We start from the raw sequence: 19,566 nt of genomic DNA, 5'->3' as shown, positions 1-19,566 counted from the left end.
CCAATATGAGCAGACCAATTAGCGCCCGGGAGATCCCCATGCCTGCCCTGCCCACCCTGTTTGCCACCCAGCAAGCCAGCGATCTGCCGCTGCACGAACAGCTGGTCCGCACCCTGCGCTCGGCCATGCTGGCCGGCCACCTGCCCCAGCACAGCCGGCTGCCCGCCAGCCGCATGCTGGCCGCCGATCTGGGGGTCTCCCGCAGTACGGTGGAGCTGGCCTATGGCCGGCTGGAGGCGGAGGGCTATCTGGTGCGCAAGGTGGGGGCCGGCAGCTTCGTGGCACTGGCCGCGGTCTCTCCGACTCCGCGCCCGCCCCAGTCGGCGGCCGGTCTGTCGCGCCGAGGTCAGGAGATGGCCGACAGCGGCGCCTGTCACGACGTGCCCGAGGTGGGCCGCTCCTTTGCCTCCAGCCAGCCGGATCCCCGCCTCTTCCCGCAGGCCCTGTGGGGCCGGTTGATGCAGCAGCAGTGGCGCCGGCACGCCGGCGACTGGATGAATTACGGGGAGCCGCAGGGGCTGGAGGCGCTGCGCGGCGCCATCAGCAGCTATCTGGTGCAGTCACGCGGCGTGGTATGCGAGCCGGACCAGATCCTGATCCTCACCAGCTCCCAGCAGGGGATCCTGCTGGCGACCCAGCTGCTGATCGATGCCGGCGACACCGTCTGGGTGGAGGATCCCGGCTACCCCGGGGCCCGCACCGCCATGGAGAGTGCCGGTGCCCGGGTGCACCCGGTGCCGGTGGATGAAGAGGGGCTCAACCCGCAAGGGGAACACCCGGCGCCGCGGCTCATCTACACCACGCCCGCCCACCAGTATCCTCTCGGCGTGCCCATGAGCCTGCCGCGGCGGATGGCGCTGCTGGCCGAGGCCGAGCGGCACGGCGCCTGGATCCTGGAGGACGACTACGACGGCGAGTACCAGTACGATCAGCGCCCGCTCCCCGCCCTGCAGGGGCTGGATGGTCAGGGGCGAGTGCTCTACGTGGGCACCTTCAGCAAGGTGTTGTTCGGCTCGCTGCGCCTCGCCTACCTGGTGCTGCCCAGGCCGCTGATGGAGTCCTTCTGCCGGGCCCGGGCCGCGGTCGACGGCCACAGCAACCAGCTGCTGCAGGCGGTCACCGCCGACTTCATCCGCGCCGGCCACTTCGCCACCCACCTGCGCCAGAGCCGGCTGGTCTACCAGAGCCGCCGCGACCTGCTACTGGCCGAGCTGGCCAGCCACTGCCCCGCCCTCACCCCCATCCACAGCGGGGCTGGCCTGCAGTGCGCCGTGCTGCTGCCCCCCGGCGGCGAGGCGCGCTGGACAGAGACCGCCAACACACAGGGGCTGGGGCTACGCCCCCTCGGCCAGTTCTACCTGGGCCCACCGACGCAGGAGGGGTGGCTGCTCGGCTTTGCCTCCCTCGACAACCAGGCCCTGCGCCGTCTCTGCCGCCAGCTGGGCAGCCTGCTGGCCACCCGCTGAAGGGGGCCCGTCTGCTCAGCCTTGGGGGCCGGTTTGCCCCTGCTCGCGGCAGAGCGCCAGCCAGGCCTCGGCGGTGCGGGAGAGGTAGCGCTCGCTCGGCCAGATCACCCCGAGCCGCCAGCTCAGCTCGGGCACCAGCGGTCGCAACACCAGGCCGTCCGGCGCCAGCCGCCGGCAGATGGGCTCAGGCAAAAAGGCGACCCCCATGCCGCTGCGTACCATGGCGGTGAGAAAGTCCCACTGGCTGCTGCGCGCCGCCACCTGGGGCTCGAAGCCAGCCGCTCGGCACGCCTGCTCCAGTCGCTCGCTCAGGGTGAAGGCCTGGGTGTAGAGCAAGAAGGGCTCGTCGCAGAGCGCCTCCAGCCGGATTTCAGGGCAGTCGCGCCAGCGCGGCAGGTCGGGCAGCACCACCTGGATCGGGTACTGGTCCAGCTCCAGCGCACTGAGGGCGCCCCCCTCCCTGGTCGGCAGCATGGTGATGGCGAGATCCAGCTCCCCTTCCAGCACCGCCTGCTCGATACGCCGGCCGCCGTACTCGACGATGGAGAGATCGACCTTGGGGTAGCGACTGCGGTAGGCGCGGATCAGATCCGCATAGACGTGGCCCACCATGGGCGGAATGCCGAGCGCCAGCCGGCCGAATTGCAGGCTCTGCAGATCGGCGAGCTCCGCCTCCAGCTGCTGCATCTCAGCCAGAATGGTCTGGGCCCGGTTGAACAGCACCCGGCCACTGTCGGTCAGGGTGAAGCGGCGCCCCGCGCGGCTCAGCAGCGGCTGACCAAGCTCCTCCTCCATGTTGCGGATCATCTTGCTGATGGTGGGCTGGGTGACGAACAGCTTCTCGGAGGCGCGGGTGAAGCTCTGTTCCCGCACCAGTTCGACAAAGTAACGCAGGGCGCGGATGTCCATGGCTCTCTCCTGACGGACGGCAAAACCTGATCATGCCTCTTTGGCATAATTTTGATAATTTAAATTCATTTTTTGCAGGTTTGGCCTCTCTCTATACTGTGAGCAAGTTCACAGAAAGACCTAGATCATGAAAGCCCTCTGTATTCGCTGGTTCCAGACCCCCTTCCAAATCGCCCTGCTGGCCGCCATCTGGCTGCTGGCCGATCTGGCGGTACGTACCTTCCATCTGCCGCTGCCTGCCAACCTCACCGGCATGCTGGCCCTGCTGGCCTTGATCCTGCTCGGCGTGGTCAAGACCCACTGGTTCAGCGCCGGTGCCCGCTGGCTGCTGGCCGAGATGCTGCTGTTCTTCGTGCCGGCGGTGGTGGCGGTGGTCAACTATCAGGATCTGCTGCTGCAGGAGGGGTGGCGCATCATGGTGGTGCTGCTGCTCAGCACCATACTGGTGCTCGGCACCACGGCGCTGGTGGTGGACCGGGTCTATCGCCTCGAGTTGAAACTGGCCCGCCGGAGTCGTCGTCATGTCTGATACCCTGCTCGGCCTGCTCTGCTTCGCCCTCACCCTGCTGTTTTACTACGCCAGCAAGTGGCTCTATGGCAAGAAGCGCATCCTGCCCCTGATGCCGCTGCTGCTGGCCCCCACCCTGCTGGTGGCGGTAGTGATGCTGTTCCACATCCCCTATCAGGACTACATGGCCGAATCCCACTGGCTGCTGTGGCTGCTGGGGCCGGCCACCGTCGCCTTCGCGGTGCCGGTCTACGAGAACCGCCAGCTCATTCGCCGCCACTGGTTGTCGTTGTCGGTGGGGGTGGTCGCCTCGGTGGTGATGGCGGTGGGCAGCACAGTGCTGCTGGCCCGCTGGCTCGATCTCTCCGACATGCTGCAGCGCAGTCTGGCGATGCGCTCCATCACCACCCCCTTTGCGGTGGAGGCGACCCGCGCCATCGGCGGCCAGACCGATCTCACCGCCCTGTTCGTGGTGCTGACCGGCGTCATCGGCATGGCGGTCGGTGAAAGTGTGCTCACCCTGCTGGCCATTCGCAGCCGCCTCGGCAAGGGGGCGGGGTTTGGTGCCTCGGCCCACGGCGCCGGCACCGCCAAGGCCTATCAAATGGGTAATGAAGAGGGAGTGGTCTCCAGCATGGTGATGATGATTGCCGGCATGGTGACCGTGCTGCTGGCGCCCCTGCTCGGCCAGCTGTTCTGGTAACCCGCGCGTCGGTAAAAGCCACGTTTCCCGGGCCCGGGCCCGGGCCCCCAGCCTTGGCGCCACAGCCGCTACACTCAACTCAATGTGACAGCAGTGAGCGGTATGATGAACCACAGAGTGATGATCCTCGGGCTGCTGGCCGGCAGCCTGTTCTTCTCCCCCCTTCTGCCGGCCCTGGACATAGTGACCCACGTCAGCCCGGAGAGTGAGCGGGACCTGCGCACCCTCTACGGCCAACAGTTGCTGCAACTGGCGCTGGAGAAGACCCGCGACAGCTTCGGCGACTACGAGCTGCGTCCGGCCCCGCCCATGAGCCGAACCCGGCTGCGCCAGGTGCTGCAGTACAACCTCTATCCCAACCTGCTGGCCATCGACAGCTTCCCGCGCCCGGAGGGCAGCCACAATCTCGACTACGTCCGCTTTCCGGTGGATCTCGGCATCCTCGGCTATCGCATCTGCTTCGTCAGCCCCAAGCAGCAGCAGGCCGTGGCCCGGGTACGTACCCTGCACGAGCTGCAGCAGTTCAGCCATGGCCAGGGCCGCGGCTGGCAGGATGCCGACATACTGCGCAGTGCCGGCTTCAAGGTACAGGAGGTAGAGGGGTACGAGCGGCTGTTCAAGCTGGTGGTGCGCGGCCGGGTGGATCTGTTCTGCCGGGGGGCCAACGAGCTGCTGACCGAACTGGATACGCACCGGGATCTGGGGCAATTGACGGTCGACCAGCATCTGGCGCTCTACTACCCCTTCATCCACCTCTTCTACAGCCACAAGGACAACCAGCACGCCCTGCGCCGGGTCCGGGCCGGCCTGCAACTGGCCTGGCAGGACGGCTCCCTGCAGGCGCTCTGGCTCAAGACCTTCAAGCCGGCGCTGGATTTCGCCAGGCTGGACCAGCGGCTGCTGTTCAGGCTGGACAACCCCTTGCTGCAAGGGCTCGACTTCGATTACCAGCCCTACCTTTACGATCCCCTCACCCAGCGCTTCGGGCCCGGCGAGCCGGCCAGCGGCAAGCAGTGACCCTAGCGGCTCCCCGCTCGCCGCCGGGGAGAGCCACTACACTCAGAGGAGTCTCAGCCTTTCACAGGAGCTCATGATGCACTGGACCCCGCTGCTTGCCCTGCTGCTGGCCCTGCCCGTGCTGGCCAGCCCGACCCTGTTCACCTACATGAGTCCGGAGAGCGAGCACGATCCCAGAAGCACCTATGATCGCGAGCTGCTGCGCCTGGCGCTGGAGAAGACCCGCGCCAGCCATGGCGACTACCGGATGCAGGCCGCGCCCCCCATGACCCTGGCCCGGATGTGGGTCAGCCTGCGCTTCAACGACTACCCCAACCTGTTCGCCATGGACAGTTACCGCTCCGACCGGGACATGAGCGGCATCGACTACGTGCGCTTTCCCATCCACCTCGGCATCGTCAGCTACCGCATCTGCTTCGTCAGCCCCGAGCAGCAGAGCGCCGTCGCCGGAGTGACCAGCCTGGAGGGGCTCAAGCGCTTCGACATCGGTCAGGGCAAGGGCTGGCTCGACGTGCAGATCCTGCAGCGGGCCGGTTTCAAGGTGCAGGAGGTGGAGGGCTACGAGCAGTTGTTCAAGATGGTGGCGCGTGGCCGCTTCGCACTCTTCTGCCGCGGGATCAACGAGTTGCCCCAGGAGAAACTGAACCATAGGGATGTACTCGGGCTGGTGATGGATGAGAACGTGGCGCTCTACTATCCGCTGCCCAGGGTCTTCTTCACCCACAACAGCAACCAACAGGCCATCACGCGGGTTCAGCAGGGGCTCAAGGCCGCCTGGCGCGATGGCTCCCTGCAGGCGCTCTGGCTCAAGACCTTCAAACCCTCCCTGAGCTTCGCCCACCTCCATACCCGCCGGCTGTTTCGGCTGGAGAATCCCTACATCGAGGGGATCGACTTCAACTATCAGGCCTACTTCTACGATCCCGTGCGGGAACGCTTCGGCCCAGGTGAATAGCCGCCTGCCGTGCAAGCGCAGCAATGAAAAAGCCCGGGTCAGTGACCCGGGCTTTTTTGTCCATGCTTCGTCTCCTGCCTCGTCAATCCTCGAGGAAGGTCCACTCGTCGCGCACCCGGCTGATGGCGTCGAGCCGCCGCTTGGCCAGCTGCTCGCGAATAGCCTCCCCCTTGAACCCGGCCGCCACTATCTCCTTCACCGGCACGGCCTGGGCCGCCGCCAGCGCCTGCGCCACATAGTCGGGCTCGGCATAGACCCGCTCCTCGAAACCGGTGCGGCCGTGAAAGTCGGCGCGGCAGGCGTCCAGCAGCTGGGCGAAGCGCTCCGGCCTGCGCCAGGCATCGGCCTTGTCGAACACCTTGAGCAGGGTCGCCGGCTTGAGCTCGAAGGCGATATGGATATGGGTGTGCAGGTCACTCACCAGCAGCGCCAGATCGCGGCACTCGTTCGGTACCCGGAACCGCTCGCAGAAATCGCGGATCAACGGCAAGCCCTTCTGGCCGTGGCCGTGGTGGCTCGGCCAGAACTCCGGCGGGGTCAGCCCCTTGCCAAAGTCGTGGCACAGCGCCGCGAAGCGCACCGCCAGTTCGGGTGAAAGCCGGCAGGCCTGTGCCAGCACCATCATGGTGTGGATGCCGGTATCGATCTCCGGGTGCCATTTGGCGGGGGCAGGCACCCCGAACAGGGCATCCAGCTCGGGGAACAGCGCCGCCAGGGCGCCGCACTCGCGCAGCACCTCGAAGAACACCTGGGGGGTCGGTCCCAGCAGTACCTTCTCCAGCTCCTTCCAGACCCGCTCCGGGGTCAGGTGGGCCAGCTCGCCGGCCTCGGTCATCTCGCGCATCAGCGCCAGCGTCTCGGGGGCCACCACGAAGCCCTGGGCGTGGAAGCGGGCGGCGAAGCGGGCCACCCGCAGAATGCGCAGCGGATCTTCGGCAAAGGCGGGGGAGACGTGGCGAAGCAGCCGTTGTTTCAGATCCTCGATGCCGCCATAAGGATCGTGCAGTTGTCCCGCCTCATCCTCGGCGATGGCGTTGACGGTGAGATCCCGGCGCAGCAGATCCTGTTCCAGCGTCACCTCCGGCGAGGCGTGGCAGACGAAGCCGGTATAACCGCGCCCCTGCTTGCGCTCGGTGCGGGCCAGCGCGTACTCCTGCTGGGTCTTGGGGTGCAGGAACACGGGAAAATCGCGGCCCACCTGGGTAAAGCCCAGCGCCAGCATCTGTTCCACGGTCGCCCCGACCACCAGGTGATCCCTGTCGCCCTGCGGCAATCCCAGCAGGCGATCCCGCACTGCGCCCCCAACCAGATAAGTCTGCAAGCTGTGTCTCCCTTGATAAACCTGTCCCGATTATACCGGTTTGGCCGGTGGAGACTATGGCTGCCCCATGGCCCCGTCGGCGGGGACGAGCCCATGACGGCCCCATGAGAGGCAAAACGCCCCTCGTTACCCGCCTCGCCAGCCAACCCGGCGGCACCCTTTCTCCCGCCGGCAAATCAGGGTGCGCGCTGGCCCCCCTTATGGCATCCGGGTCTTTGACATCCCTTTGGGGAGGCTTTAACCTGCCGCCCATAACAACGGAATGGATCCTTATGTACACACAGTTCTTCGGTCTGTCGGAGCACCCGTTCTCCATCTCGCCCAATCCCAAATACCTCTACATGAGTGAACGCCACGGGGAAGCCCTCGCCCACCTCAACTACGGGTTGCAGGATGGGGGCGGCTTCGTGCTGCTGACCGGGGAAGTGGGCACCGGCAAGACCACCGTCTCCCGCTGCCTGTTGCAGCAGTTGCCGGCCGAGACCGAGATCGCCTACATCCTCAATCCATCCCTGACCGAACGAGATCTGCTGGCGGCCATCTGCGACGAGTTCCAGCTGGCCTATGGCCAGGATGCCGGCCTCAAGCAGCTGTTCGACCTCATTCGCGATCACCTGCTGGCTAATCTGGCGGCAGGCAAGCGCAGCGTGGTGCTGGTGGACGAAGCCCAGCACCTGCTGCCCGGCGTGCTGGAGCAGCTGCGCCTGCTCACCAACCTGGAGACCGACGAGAAGAAGCTGCTGCAGGTGGTGCTCATCGGCCAGCCCGAGCTGCAGCAGATGCTGCGCCAGCCCCTGCTGCGCCAGCTGGCCCAGCGCATCACCGCCCGCTACCACCTGCTGCCGCTCTCCTGCCAGGACGTGGACGCCTATGTCCGCTTTCGCCTGCAGGTGGCCGGCTGCGTGCAGCCCATCTTCACCCCTAAAGCTATCCAGACCCTGCATCGCCTCTCCGGCGGCATCCCGCGCCTCATCAACCTCATCTGCGACCGCGCCCTGATCGCCGCCTTCGCCCGCGGCAGCCACAAGATAGTCCACGGCGACATCAGCCTGGCGGCCTTCGAGGTGAGCGGCATCCGTGACGAGGGCACCTGGCAGTCCGGCTTGATGGTGGCGCTGGTCGGCGCCTTGCTGGTGGCCACCGGCTGGTGGGGCTGGCAGTTCTTCGGTTTCTTCCCGACCCGCCCGGTGGTCACGGTGGAGGTGCCGGTCAAGGTGGACGACACCCCGGAGCAGCAGGAGCAATTGACCCGCGCCATCAATCAGGCGCTGGAACCGGACAGCGCCATGCAGAATCTCTACAAGGTGTGGGGCTACCAGACCGAGCTGGAAGAGGCGACCTGCGACAACGCCCCGCGCGCCGGCTTGCGCTGCCAGGAGGGCGAGGCCTCCCTGGCCGATCTGCAGGCCCTGCAGTATCCCGCCCTCGTCAGCCTGACCGACGAGACCGGCGGCACCTATTACGCCACCCTGGTCAACCTCGGGCCCGACAAGGCCAACCTGCTCATCGGCAACCAGAGCTGGCAGGTGGACAGACAGTGGCTGAGCGATTACTGGGGCGGCAGCTACACCCTGCTGTGGCGCATGCCCAAGGGTGGCGTCACCCTGATCGGTAACAACGCCGGCCCCAACCAGGTGCAGTGGCTCGACAACGCCCTCAGCCGGGCCCTGCAGCAGCCGGATCGCAAGGTCCGCCGCTTCGATGCCGAGCTCAAGACCAAGCTGCAGCAGTTCCAGCGCGCCCAGGGGCTGAACCCGGACGGCATCGCCGGCAGCAACACCCTGCTGCGCCTCAACGTGATGGCTGGTGAACCCATGCCCAAGCTGGAAGACCCTGCCCAGCGGGCCAGCAAGCCGGCCAAGCTGGATCCGGCAGAGGATGACGAGGCTATCAACACACTGTCGGAGGAGGCTTCCTGATGTCCACCCTGCTCAAGGCGCTGCGGCGGGCCGACCAGCCCCAGTTCACCCCGCACATCCCGGCGATGGGGCTGCCGGTCAGCCAGGAAGAGGAACAACCCAGGCGCTGGATCTGGTGGCTGCTGGCCCCGCTGGCACTGGTGATGGGGGCCGCCGCCAACTACGGCTGGCACCTGCTCAACAACCGCCCCATCGAGAAGACGGTGGAGGTGAAGGAGGTGGTGACGCCGCCCTTCGTGCGGGTCGAGCCCAGGCCGATGATCACCCGTCCGCTGCCACCGCCGCCGCCCGAACCCGTGGTCATCCCCAAGGCCGATGCCCAACCCGCACCGGCACCCGCCGACAGCAGCCAGGGGCTGGCCGAGCGCATCCTCAATGCCCTCAACAACACCCCGTTGCAGCAGAGCACGCCACCGCAGGTGCCTGCCGAGCTGCAGGCCACGCCGCTCAACGCCCTGCCGCAGGCGCTCCGCCAGCAGGTGCCGCCGCTGGCCTACGGTGCCCACGTCTTCTCCTCCAACCCGGCCAACCGGGCCGTGACCCTGAACGGGCGCACCTACCGGGAAGGCAGCGAGGTCGCCCCCGGCGTCACCCTGCTCGCCATCGCCCAGGATTACATCATCCTGCAGGTGGGCGGCCAGAACGTCAGCCTCAAGGCGCTGCAGGACTGGCGCGGCTGAACCACCATTTCAAGAGGGAGCCTGAGAGCTCCCCTTTTTAATCAATAACATGAGAACAACGTGAGCAATCCGAACAACACCACCTTCGCCACCAGGATCCTGGACTGGTATCAGCTCCACGGCCGCAAGACCCTGCCCTGGCAACAGGAGAAGACCCCCTACCGGGTCTGGGTCTCGGAAATCATGCTGCAGCAGACCCAGGTCGCTACGGTCATTCCCTACTATCAGCGCTTTATGGCCCGCTTTCCCGACGTGCTGGCACTGGCAGACGCCCCCATCGACGAGGTGCTGCACCACTGGACCGGGCTCGGCTATTACGCCCGTGCCCGCAACCTGCACAAGGCGGCCCAGCAGATCCGCGACCTCCATGGTGGCCTCTTCCCGGAACGGCTGGAGGAGGTGATGGCGCTGCCGGGGATCGGCCGATCCACCGCGGGCGCCGTGCTTTCCCTCTCCCTTGGCCAGCCCCACGCCATTCTGGATGGCAACGTGAAGCGGGTACTCACCCGCTGGCTGGCCCTGCCCGGCTGGCCCGGCCAGAAGCAGGTGGAGAACGATCTGTGGGAGCTGGCCACCCGCCTCACCCCCAAGCTCGGGGTGGCCCACTACAACCAGGCCATGATGGACATGGGGGCCACCGTCTGCACCCGCAGCAAGCCCGCTTGCGAGCGCTGCCCGGTGCGGGAGGATTGCCAGGGGCTGTCGCAGGGCAACCCCACCGCCTACCCCAACAGCAAGCCCAAGAAGAGCATCCCGGCCCGTACCGGCATCATGCTGCTCATCCGCCACGGCGATCAACTGCTGCTGGAGAAGCGGCCACCGCAAGGGATCTGGGGCGGGCTCTACTGCTTTCCCCAGGTGGAGTCGGACGCCGAGGTAGCAGGGCTGCTGCAGCGGCTCGGCCTGACCGGCAGCGAACCCCGTGAACTGGCCGGTTTTCGCCATACTTTCAGCCACTTTCACCTCGATATCCGGCCCATGCTGCTCGAAACCGACGCGCCGCCGGCCCCCCTGCTCATGGAAGCGGATAACCGACTCTGGTATAACTTACGCCATCCTGCAGAGGTGGGTCTGGCGGCCGCCACGGCCCGTCTGCTCGCCTATCCGGACTTACAACCATAGAGGTCAACATGAGCCGTACCGTATTTTGCCAGCGCCTGAAAAAAGAGGGCCCGGGTCTCGATTTCCAGCTCTACCCCGGTGAACTCGGCAAGCGCATTTTTGACAACATCAGCAAGGAAGCCTGGACCGAGTGGCAGAAGAAGCAGGTGATGCTGATCAACGAGAAGAAGTTGAACATGATGAACCTCGAGCATCGCCAGCTGCTGGAGAAAGAGATGGTGAACTACCTGTTCGAAGCAGGTGAAGTGGCCATCGACGGTTATACCCCGCCCAGCAAATAATCCGTGAACGGGGCCGGCCTGCGCAGGCCGGCCCCGCCGACTCACGGCAACGACGGAAGTGACGGGCGGCCCGCCGCCCAGTTTGAGGACTCTATGGGCCGAATTTTCTGGCTGCTGTGCACCCTGCTGTTTCTCTCTGCCTGCTCATCCTCCCCCAAGCCCAATGGCAACGAGGATGACGATCTCGTCAACGGCAAGGACATCCGCGGTTTCGAACACATGATCAGCGCGCTCTCCCACAATGTGAACGAGATATGGGGGCGTGAGGCGCTGTTTGCGGGCAAGTTTGACTACGTCAAATACACGGATCAGTACAAGAGCCGGGCCCACATCGACTTCTCCAGCGGCCACATCATGGTCGAGACCGTCTCCGGCATCGACCCGCGCTCCCACCTGCGCCGCGCCATCATCGAGACCCTGCTCACCCCGGACGACCCGGCGGAAGTGGATCTTTACTCCGACGCCGAGATCCTGCCCGGCGGCGAGCCTTTCCTTTACGGCCAGGTGCTGGACAACCAGGGCCAGCCGATCCGCTTCGACTGGCGCGCCGAGCGCTATGCCGACTACCTGCTCAACACGGCGATGAAGAAGCGCACCCTCGGCATTCGCACCATCTTCTTCGTCGACATCCCCATGGTAGCCAACCACGAGGATCGACGGGGCTACAAGTACGCCAGCCTGATCCGGGAAGCCTCCCGCAAGTACGGGGTGGCCGAGAGCCTGATCTACGCGGTGATCAAGACCGAGAGCAGCTTCAACCCCTATGCGGTCAGCCATGCCAACGCCTACGGCCTGATGCAGGTGATCCCGGCCACCGCCGGGCGGGACGTCTACGTGCGGGTCAAGGGCAAGAGCGGCCAGCCGACCCGGGAGGACCTGTTCAACCCGGCCTACAACATCGACGTCGGGACCGCCTACCTGCACCTGCTGCAGACTGTCTATCTGGTGGACATCCAAGATCCGCGCTCGCGCCGCTACGCCGTCATCTCCGCCTACAACGGCGGCGCCGGCGGGGTGCTCAACACCTTCTCCAGCGACCGCAAGGCGGCGCCCGGCATGATCAACCAGCTCTCGCCCGAGGCGGTGTACCAGATCCTGACCGAACAGCACCCCAAGGCGGAAGCCAGACGCTATCTCTACAAGGTCAATCAGGCCGAGAAGGGGTTCAAGCGCACGCTGGCCCGCACCGGCTAAGCAGACCAACAGCAAAAGGGCGCCTCATGGAGGCGCCCTTGTTACGTCTGGCGTAGGAATTCAGGCCTTACTTGGCGATGAAACCGCCCTTGCTCTGCGGAGCGGCGCCCACCTTCTCCAGGCTCTCCACTTCCACTTCGGTCTTGTTCCAGCTGTGGTCCACCTCGCCACGGATGCGGATCAGATCGTCCGGGCCCACCTCGGTGCCGCGCCACACATCCTGATCCACTTCCACTTCCACCTCGCCACTGGCGTCGCGGAACATGTAGTTCTCGCCGCCCAGGTGCTTGACCAGCTTCCCTTCCAGGGTGGCCCAGCTGTCATCGGCCAGATCCTTCAACTGCGCGACGGACACCTTGTTCTGCTCCTGCGGGCCGGTATAGGCCGCCATGGCGAAAGAAGAGATGGACATCAGGGTCAACAGACCGATTACGCTTGCCTTGTTCATTTCATGCTCCTGTCATTGGGTACGGGAGCAGTGTGCCGGCCGGTGCGTGAAACAAACGTGAAGCCTCCCCATCTGGGGGACAGCGGTGTGACCGTAATCGATTTAATCCATATCGCATACTGCGAAATTAAATTCGGCTAGATACCCTGCAAGATGGCAAAACAGCTTCCCAGCACCTTTGCCTATCGAGGAACAGCCTGCAGGCACCACCTGCTTCCAACCAATGAGAACAACAAGATGAAGAAATGGTTTGTGTGTTTATTGGGACTCTTCGCGCTGACAGTTCAGGCAGCCGACAGTCGCCCCGCCTTCTCCCGGATCGTGATGTTTGGCGACAGCCTCTCCGATACCGGCAAGATGTACAGCAAGATGCGCGGTTATCTCCCCTCCAGCCCTCCCTACTATCAGGGTCGCTTCTCCAACGGGCCGGTCTGGCTGGAGCAACTGACCCAGCAGTTCCCGGGGCTGACCATCGCCAACGAGGCGGAAGGGGGCGCCACCGCGGTGGCCTACAACAAGATCTCCTGGAATCCCAAGTATCAGGTCATCAACAACCTGGATTACGAGGTGACCCAGTTCCTGCAAAAGGACAGCTTCAAGCCCGATGATCTGGTGATCCTCTGGGTCGGCGCCAACGATTACCTGGCCTATGGCTGGAACACCGAGCAGGATGCCAAGCGGGTGCGCGACGCCATCAGCGATGCGGCCAACCGCATGGTATTGAACGGCGCCAAGCAGATTCTACTGTTCAACCTGCCGGATCTGGGCCAGAACCCCTCGGCCCGCAGCCAGAAGGTGGTCGAGGCGGCCAGCCATGTCTCCGCCTACCACAACCAGCTGCTGCTGAACCTGGCACGCCAGCTGGCCCCCACCGGCATCGTCAAGCTGTTCGAGATCGACAAGCAGTTCGCCGAGATGCTGCGCGAACCGCAGAACTTCGGTCTGAGTGACACCGAGAACGCCTGCTACGGCGGCGGCTATGTGTGGAAGCCGTTTGCCTCCCGCAGTGCAGCCAGCATCGCCAGCGACAGCAGCCTCTCCGCCTTCAACCCGCAAGAGCGGCTCGCCATCGCCGGCAACCCGCTGCTGGCCCAGGCCGTTGCCAGCCCCATGGTGCGGCGCAGCGCCAGCACCCTCGACTGCGAAGGCAAGATGTTCTGGGATCAGGTGCACCCCACCACCGTCGTGCACGCCGCCCTGAGCGAGCGGGCCGGCGCCTTCATCGAGGCTCAATACGAGTTCCTCGCCCACTGATGAAAAAGGGCCGACGACAGTCGGCCCTTTTTATTGTGCGGCCCCGGCGGGCCCACCGCTCAGCGGTAGCGCTTGACGATGCCGTCGTAGATGCCGTTCTGCTTGATGGTGGCCAGCGCCTCCTGCAGCCGCTTGATCACCTCGGGCGGCGTCTTCAGACTCGCCGCCACGTACAGATCGCCCCCGGTAAAATCCTCGATGTCGTGCACTATCTTGAGGGTCTCAGGCCCATAGCCCGCCTGGCGCGCGTAGTAGTTGGCCGTCTCCTGCGAGACCGGCCAGAGATCGATGCGCCCCATCAGCAGTTTGAGCATGTTGGCCTCGTGGTTGTTGTTGCGTTGCAGGTTGGAGAACTTGCGGCCGATCAGGTACTGCTCCAGCGCGTCGTTGCGCACCGTACCGATGGACCAGGCCCGTGCCTGCGACAGCTGGCTGAACGGCTTGATGTCGTCCCGCTTGGCCAGGGCGAAGACGTGAAAATTGATCTGCGCTATCGCCCCGATCCACTGGAACTGCGCCTCACGCTCGGGGAAGCGGCTGATGCTGTAGATGAGCACGTTGGGGCGGCTGCGCGCCAGAGAGATGGCCCGCGCCCAGGGGTAGATGTCCAGCGTGTATTCGAAGCCGGCCTGCTCCAGCATGGCCTCCACCACCTCAGTGCCGAGCCCTTTGACGTCGGCCTCCTCCAGATAGTTGTAGGGCGCATAGTCCTCGGTCACCACCTGCAGGGTCTCGGCCGCCCAGCCCGGCGCCAGCCACAATGCCCAGCACAGCCATATCCATCTGATGTTCATGCCCACCTCGCAGCAAATCCGCCTCGGTTAACTATTGCGCTCCCTCGCCAGAGCGCAAATCCCCGCGGCAAATTGCGGCAATGGTAATCACATTATGTTTTATATCAGTTGGTTGAGAACCTGCTTAAAGCGACTACCCTTAATCTGTTGTGGCTGTGCTATAAGCCCCGACCCATAAGGAGAGGCGACCCTATCAACCTCCCCCCAACAATATGAAATTGCAGAGGCTCAACATGAATAAAACACTGATTACCTTGCTGGTTTCAGGCTTGCTTGCGGCCAACGCCCAGGCAGCCGGACAGGACAACACCTGGTATGGCGGTGCCAAGCTGGGTTGGTCCAACTTCTATGGCGTCGATCACAACCAGGCTATCAAGGACGACTACGCCATCAGCGAAGAAGACAAGAATGACGTCGGTGCCGGCGCCTTCCTCGGCTATCAAATCAACCAGAACCTCGGTGTCGAGCTCGGTTATGACTGGCTCGGCAAATACAAGTACACGGCGACCGACAAGCTGATCCCCACCGACATCAGCCGGGACGAGATCAAAGCCCAGCTGGCCCAGCTCACCATGAAGATCGGCCTGCCGGTCAGCGAGAGCCTGGATCTCTATACCCGCCTGGGGGGCGCCTACGCCTGGACCGACAGCAAGCAGCTGGACAATGACAACGGCGCCGCCTTCGTCGGTGCCCTAGGCGCCGAGTACGCCTTCAACCGCGACTGGGCCGCCCGTCTCGAATACCAGTACACCACCCCGCTCGGCGACAAGGCGCTCGACAAGACCGGGGCCGAACTCGACAACGGCCTGCTGGCGGTCGGCGTGGTCTATCGCTTCGGTCAGGTAGCCCCCGTGGTGGCCGCACCGGTGCCGGCCCCGGCGCCCGAGCCGGTAGTGGTCGACAAGCAGTTCACCCTGAGCTCGGACGTGCTGTTCGACTTCAACAAGGCCACCCTCAAGCCGGCCGCCGGCCAGGCGCTGGATAACCTCTACAGCCAGATTGAGCAGGCCAGACCCAAGGATGGCGTCGCCACCGTGATCGGCTATACCGACCGCATCGGCTCCGATGCCTACAACCAGAAGCTCTCCGAGCAGCGCGCCCGGACCGTCGCCGACTATCTGGTCGGCAAGGGCCTGCCGGCAGGCAAGGTCAACGTGGAAGGTCGCGGCAAGGGCAATCCGGTCACCGGTGACAGCTGCACCAGCAAGTCCAAGAAAGAGCTGATCGTCTGCCTGGCCCCAGATCGCCGGGTTGAGGTCAAGGTCGAAGGGATCTCGGAAGTTCAGCAGTGATCCTCAAGCGTGGTTGAAAGCCACAAATAAAAAACGGGAGGCCAAGGCCTCCCGTTCCATTTTGGGTCGCTGTATCGGCACAGCGTCAGGCGCTCTTGCGCACCTCTGCCGCAATCTGGTCGAGCAGCTGCTGCCAGCCAGCTCCCAGCTCGCTCACCAGAGTGCCGTAGCCATCGGCCGGCAATACCCGCACCTGCTGGAAGGGGACGTCACGCAGTACCGTGCCCTCTTCGGTCAGCAGGCGCCAGCGCCCGCTCAACACGGCGCGCCCGTCGTGGCGCCCCTGGAAGCGCTCCACCGAAATGGTCAACACCGGCCCCTTGCGGGCACCGTCCTGCCGCACCACCCAACCCGGCAAGCGGCTGGAGAGGCCGTTCAGGGTCAGCTGATCGAGCTGGGCATCCAGCGACCCCGCCCAGCGATGGTACTCGGCGAAGTGCAGTTCCTTGCCCTCCAGCTGATAGACCAGGCTCATCCGATCCAGCTGGCCGGAGAGGGACACCGGCTTGAGCACCAGCTGGTGCTGCGGCTGAGCCACCACCGCGGCCGCTTGCTGCGCCTCGGCGTCGAGGGAGTAGTAGTGCAGCTGCGTCGGCGCAGAACTGCAACCCGCCAGCAGGCCCAGCAAGGCCAGCGCCATCATCTGTTTCTTCATCATTGACCTCGCTTGGGCTCGGGATCACGGGGACGAGCCCGATCGAAAATCAACGAGCTCGGCTGCTCGTTGAGCGAATGCACCAGCGGCTGCAACTCGCGCATCAGCTGGTTGAGCGACTGCACCGACTGCCGCAGATCCTGGTTGGTCTGGGAGTTGGCGTCATACTCCTGCAGCGTGCTCTGCAACTGCTTCAGGCTGTCGTTGAGAGACGCCGGCAACTGCTGGGTCGCACTCTGACCGGTGAACTTGTCCAGATTGGCGCTCACCGCGCTGACGTTCTTCAGGGTCTGCTCCAGGGTCACCAGGGTGTGGTTGACCTGGTTCAGCGTCTTGGCGGTGTCCATGTCGACGAACTTGTCGAGGATCTGGTTCACCTTGCGCTCAATCTGATCCAGCCCGGCCTGTACGGTCGGGAACACCTGATAGCCCGCCAGCTTGGTGGGCTGGAACCTGGGCGCATCCGGATAGAAGTTCAGATCCACCACCTTGCCCCCGGTCAGCAGGCTGGAAGTCTTGAGCGTCGCCCGCAACCCCTCCTTGAACTGCCGGCCGAACAGCGCACGCCACTGCTCCTTCTCCGCATTGGCATAGCGGTGGGAGAGGCGCTGCACCTCGATCCGCGCCAGTACCGGGATCTGCCGGCTCTGGAACATCTGCACCCCTTTCTCATCGATGAGATAGGGGGCCGAGATAACGGTGCCGACCCGGATGCCGCGATACTCCACCGCCGCGCCCGGGTGCAGGCCGCCGACGCTGTCCTCGAACAGGAACACGTAGTCGATGAACTGATCCAGGCTACCGGCCAGTACGCTGGCCTGATCCTGGAACAGGGTGAAGTCGTCCATCTGCTTCACCGGCTCGCCGGGCGCCCAGCCGGGCGGCAGCCCCATGGTGATGCCGCCGTCCAGCAGGCTCTCCAGCGAATCCATCTTCACCTTCATCCCCTCGCTGCTCATGGAGACCTCGAAACCCGGGGTCATCCAGAAGCGGGAGTTGCTGCTCACCAGCACGTCATAGGGGGCGTTGATGAAGATCTGATACTGCATCTCGCTCTTCTCGGGCAGGAACTTCGCCTCTTCCACCTGGCCTATGGTGAAGCCCTGATAGTTGATGGGCGAGCCGACCCCGAGCGCCCGGGTGTCGCGGCTGCTCAGCGATAGTCGCAGCCCCTTGGCGTCCTGGGAGGCCAGTGGCGGCTTGTCCAGCATGGCGTACTCGTCGCGCGCCTTGCCCTTCTTGCCGGGTGCCAGTTCGATGTAGGCGCCGGAGAGCAGGGTGCCGAGGCCGGAGACCCCCTCCCGGCCGACCCTGGGCTTGACCACCCAGAACTGGCTGTCCTTCTTGAGCATGCCGGCGGCGGCGTTGGTCAAACGGGCCTTCAGCACCGCATGGCTGTAGTCCTCGCTGAGCTCCACCGCCTCGATGCGGCCCACTTCCACCTCGCGGGAGCGGATCACCGTCTTGCCCGCCACTATGCCTTCGGCCGTCGCCACCGTCAGGGTGAAACTGGGACCTTGTGAATACCAGTGCTGGAACAGCATCCAGATCCCGATGAACAGCGCCAGCAGCGGCACCATCCAGATAGCGGCGGCCGAGCTCAGAAAATCAGAGCCGGGTTTCCACCTTTTCTTACGCTCACTCACGTTCGCGTTCTCCTTGTTGTAAATCCCAGATCAGGCGGGAATCGAAGCTCATGGCTGCCACCATGGTGATCAGCACCACACCCGCAAAAGCGACGGCCGCAGGGCCCGGATAGATGGTCATCAGGTTGTCGAGCCGGATCAGGCCCGCCAGGATGGCCACCACGAAGACGTCGATCATCGACCAGCGTCCCACGAATTCAGTCATGCGATAAAGCTTGAGCTTGCCAAGGGGCGATGCCCCCTGGCCACGCTGCACCATGTAGCAGAGCCACAGCAGCGCCAGGATCTTGACCAGCGGCACCACCACGCTGGCGAAAAAAATCACCGCGGCAATGGGATAGGAGCCCATGGCCCACAGCAGCACTACTCCGCCGAGAATGGTAGAGGGGCTGTCATCCCCGAGGAAGACGGTATCCATGATGGGATAGAGGTTGGCCGGGATGTAGAGGATCACCGAGGTGAAGAGCAGCGCCCAGGTCCGATTCAGCCCACCCGGTTTGCGGCTGTGCAGATGATCGCCGCACCGTTTGCAACTGTCGGCCCCGGCCTCGCTCAGGGCGCCGCAGATGTGGCAGCCCACCAGCCCGGAGGTCATGGCGCTGGCCTCGTCATCCTCCACCGTCAGCCCGTGCAGCTCGCTCGGCCCGAACAATCGTTGCCACAGCCACATCCGGTCCAGCGACGAGATCATCTTGATCAACAGCACCGTGTAGCCGACGAACGCCCAGAACGACAGGCCCATCTTGATGTCGGCCATCCCCATCAGCTTGACCAGCGAGATGAGCACCCCGATGAGGAACACATCCACCATCAGCCAGGGCTTGATCCGGCACAGCAGCCGGCCGAGGGAGCGCAGGGCATTGCTGTGCAGATCCTTGTCGACCCGCCACAGCACCAGCATGATGGAACCGATATAGACCAGCGGCAGGCCGATCAGGGTCAGGCTCAGCACGGCCCCGAGGAACAGGTAGCCCTGATCCACCAGGGTGGTGATGCACTGCAGAAAGGTCATCTCCTGCCCCACCCCTTTGGCGGAGAAGGACATGAAGGTAAAGGAGTTGGAGAGCACGAACATGATGATGGCTGCAAAGCCGTAGGCGATGGGCCTGCGCTCCTGCTCCGGCAGATGGCGGCTCAGGGTATGACCGCAACGCGGGCAGCTGCTCGCCTCCCCCACGGCCAGCGTGGTGGCCGGCACCAGCAGGTCGCACTCTTCGCACGCGGTGGCGTCATGGGTATAGGTGGGTTGGTGTTGGTGTGAAACCGGATGCAAGATGAAACCCCAGCATGAGGCCCGCCACGGGGCCAGAGCCGCCAATTATTACAGCAGCGGCCCGCGCCGACCAGCCCTGTCGTTGCACCATCCGGGTCAGGTGTGAGAATGACTTTGACAAGCAAGTGA

At 64.6% G+C, this 19,566-nt stretch carries 19 protein-coding genes; 12 read left to right on the top strand and 7 right to left on the bottom strand.

What is annotated here, in order from left to right:
* Positions 1-38 precede the first annotated feature (38 nt).
* Positions 39-1,466 (top strand): PLP-dependent aminotransferase family protein, encoded by a 1,428-nt coding sequence (locus ACB032_RS10370; RefSeq protein ID WP_371137880.1) that lies wholly within the window; start codon positions 39-41, stop codon positions 1,464-1,466.
* A 15-nt stretch (positions 1,467-1,481) separates the two neighbouring features.
* On the opposite strand, the gene ACB032_RS10365 is transcribed toward ACB032_RS10370, so the two are convergent.
* On the bottom strand, positions 1,482-2,375 hold the full coding sequence (locus ACB032_RS10365; protein ID WP_371137879.1) for a LysR substrate-binding domain-containing protein: 894 nt from the start codon (positions 2,373-2,375) through the stop codon (positions 1,482-1,484).
* Positions 2,376-2,502: 127 nt separating this feature from the next.
* Between ACB032_RS10365 and ACB032_RS10360 the strand changes: the two genes are divergently transcribed.
* The 4 genes from ACB032_RS10360 (at position 2,503) to ACB032_RS10345 (ending at position 5,558) form a co-directional block, all read left to right on the top strand.
* Positions 2,503-2,904, top strand: coding sequence for a CidA/LrgA family protein (locus tag ACB032_RS10360; protein ID WP_011707491.1), 402 nt, complete (start codon positions 2,503-2,505; stop codon positions 2,902-2,904).
* Positions 2,897-3,586: an LrgB family protein gene (locus tag ACB032_RS10355; RefSeq protein ID WP_011707492.1), complete on the top strand. Its 690-nt coding sequence runs from the start codon at positions 2,897-2,899 to the stop codon at positions 3,584-3,586. The genes ACB032_RS10360 and ACB032_RS10355 overlap by 8 nt, the downstream gene beginning before the upstream one ends.
* Before the next feature lie 102 nt (positions 3,587-3,688).
* Positions 3,689-4,603: a hypothetical protein gene (locus ACB032_RS10350; protein ID WP_139390710.1), complete on the top strand. Its 915-nt coding sequence runs from the start codon at positions 3,689-3,691 to the stop codon at positions 4,601-4,603.
* Between the two features lie 76 nt (positions 4,604-4,679).
* Positions 4,680-5,558: a hypothetical protein gene (locus ACB032_RS10345; protein WP_371137878.1), complete on the top strand. Its 879-nt coding sequence runs from the start codon at positions 4,680-4,682 to the stop codon at positions 5,556-5,558.
* Positions 5,559-5,640: 82 nt separating this feature from the next.
* On the opposite strand, the gene ACB032_RS10340 is transcribed toward ACB032_RS10345, so the two are convergent.
* The gene (locus ACB032_RS10340; RefSeq protein WP_016352105.1) at positions 5,641-6,879 is read right to left on the bottom strand and encodes a multifunctional CCA addition/repair protein; all 1,239 of its coding nucleotides are present in this window, start codon (positions 6,877-6,879) and stop codon (positions 5,641-5,643) included.
* Between the two features lie 272 nt (positions 6,880-7,151).
* Here ACB032_RS10340 and exeA point away from each other — a divergent pair, with 272 nt between their 5' ends.
* The 5 genes from exeA (at position 7,152) to mltC (ending at position 12,075) form a co-directional block, all read left to right on the top strand.
* A complete protein-coding gene (exeA, locus tag ACB032_RS10335; RefSeq protein WP_371137877.1) occupies positions 7,152-8,798 on the top strand; it encodes a type II secretion system protein ExeA in 1,647 nt (548 codons plus the stop codon).
* Positions 8,798-9,478 (top strand): GspB family T2SS assembly factor variant ExeB, encoded by a 681-nt coding sequence (gene exeB, locus ACB032_RS10330; RefSeq protein ID WP_371137876.1) that lies wholly within the window; start codon positions 8,798-8,800, stop codon positions 9,476-9,478. The genes exeA and exeB overlap by 1 nt, the downstream gene beginning before the upstream one ends.
* Positions 9,479-9,538: 60 nt before the next feature.
* Positions 9,539-10,600, top strand: coding sequence for an A/G-specific adenine glycosylase (gene mutY, locus ACB032_RS10325; protein ID WP_371137875.1), 1,062 nt, complete (start codon positions 9,539-9,541; stop codon positions 10,598-10,600).
* A gap of 8 nt (positions 10,601-10,608) precedes the next feature.
* Positions 10,609-10,881 (top strand): oxidative damage protection protein, encoded by a 273-nt coding sequence (locus tag ACB032_RS10320; RefSeq protein ID WP_005305420.1) that lies wholly within the window; start codon positions 10,609-10,611, stop codon positions 10,879-10,881.
* 93 nt (positions 10,882-10,974) lie between these two features.
* Positions 10,975-12,075: a membrane-bound lytic murein transglycosylase MltC gene (mltC, locus tag ACB032_RS10315; protein ID WP_005305423.1), complete on the top strand. Its 1,101-nt coding sequence runs from the start codon at positions 10,975-10,977 to the stop codon at positions 12,073-12,075.
* Between the two features lie 67 nt (positions 12,076-12,142).
* Here the strand turns inward: mltC and ACB032_RS10310 are convergent, their stop codons facing one another.
* On the bottom strand, positions 12,143-12,523 hold the full coding sequence (locus tag ACB032_RS10310) for a YgiW/YdeI family stress tolerance OB fold protein (protein WP_011707500.1): 381 nt from the start codon (positions 12,521-12,523) through the stop codon (positions 12,143-12,145).
* A 237-nt stretch (positions 12,524-12,760) separates the two neighbouring features.
* On the opposite strand from ACB032_RS10310, the gene ACB032_RS10305 reads away from it, so the two are divergent.
* Positions 12,761-13,777: an SGNH/GDSL hydrolase family protein gene (locus ACB032_RS10305; RefSeq protein ID WP_371137874.1), complete on the top strand. Its 1,017-nt coding sequence runs from the start codon at positions 12,761-12,763 to the stop codon at positions 13,775-13,777.
* 59 nt (positions 13,778-13,836) lie between these two features.
* Here ACB032_RS10305 and ACB032_RS10300 read toward each other — a convergent pair whose 3' ends face one another.
* On the bottom strand, positions 13,837-14,571 hold the full coding sequence (locus tag ACB032_RS10300) for an ABC transporter substrate-binding protein (RefSeq protein WP_043164613.1): 735 nt from the start codon (positions 14,569-14,571) through the stop codon (positions 13,837-13,839).
* Positions 14,572-14,804: 233 nt separating this feature from the next.
* On the opposite strand from ACB032_RS10300, the gene ompA reads away from it, so the two are divergent.
* Entirely contained in the window at positions 14,805-15,863 is a 1,059-nt protein-coding gene (gene ompA / locus ACB032_RS10295) for a porin OmpA (RefSeq protein ID WP_011707503.1), read from the top strand.
* 85 nt (positions 15,864-15,948) lie between these two features.
* Here the strand turns inward: ompA and ACB032_RS10290 are convergent, their stop codons facing one another.
* From ACB032_RS10290 to ACB032_RS10280, 3 genes are read right to left on the bottom strand one after another with little or no spacing between them, the layout of a single operon-like run.
* Positions 15,949-16,518 (bottom strand): membrane integrity-associated transporter subunit PqiC, encoded by a 570-nt coding sequence (locus tag ACB032_RS10290; RefSeq protein WP_029304753.1) that lies wholly within the window; start codon positions 16,516-16,518, stop codon positions 15,949-15,951.
* The gene (gene pqiB / locus ACB032_RS10285) at positions 16,518-18,164 is read right to left on the bottom strand and encodes an intermembrane transport protein PqiB (RefSeq protein ID WP_011707505.1); all 1,647 of its coding nucleotides are present in this window, start codon (positions 18,162-18,164) and stop codon (positions 16,518-16,520) included. Before pqiB ends, ACB032_RS10290 begins: the two co-directional genes overlap by 1 nt.
* Positions 18,157-19,437: a paraquat-inducible protein A gene (locus ACB032_RS10280; protein WP_011707506.1), complete on the bottom strand. Its 1,281-nt coding sequence runs from the start codon at positions 19,435-19,437 to the stop codon at positions 18,157-18,159. Before ACB032_RS10280 ends, pqiB begins: the two co-directional genes overlap by 8 nt.
* Positions 19,438-19,566 lie beyond the last annotated feature (129 nt).

The sequence above is a fragment of the Aeromonas sp. S5(2024) genome (genome assembly GCF_041403025.1).
Taxonomy (GTDB): Bacteria; Pseudomonadota; Gammaproteobacteria; order Enterobacterales; family Aeromonadaceae; genus Aeromonas; species Aeromonas hydrophila.
Note: the sequence above shows the minus strand (reverse complement) of the source record. Positions and strands in the feature narration are given on the sequence as shown.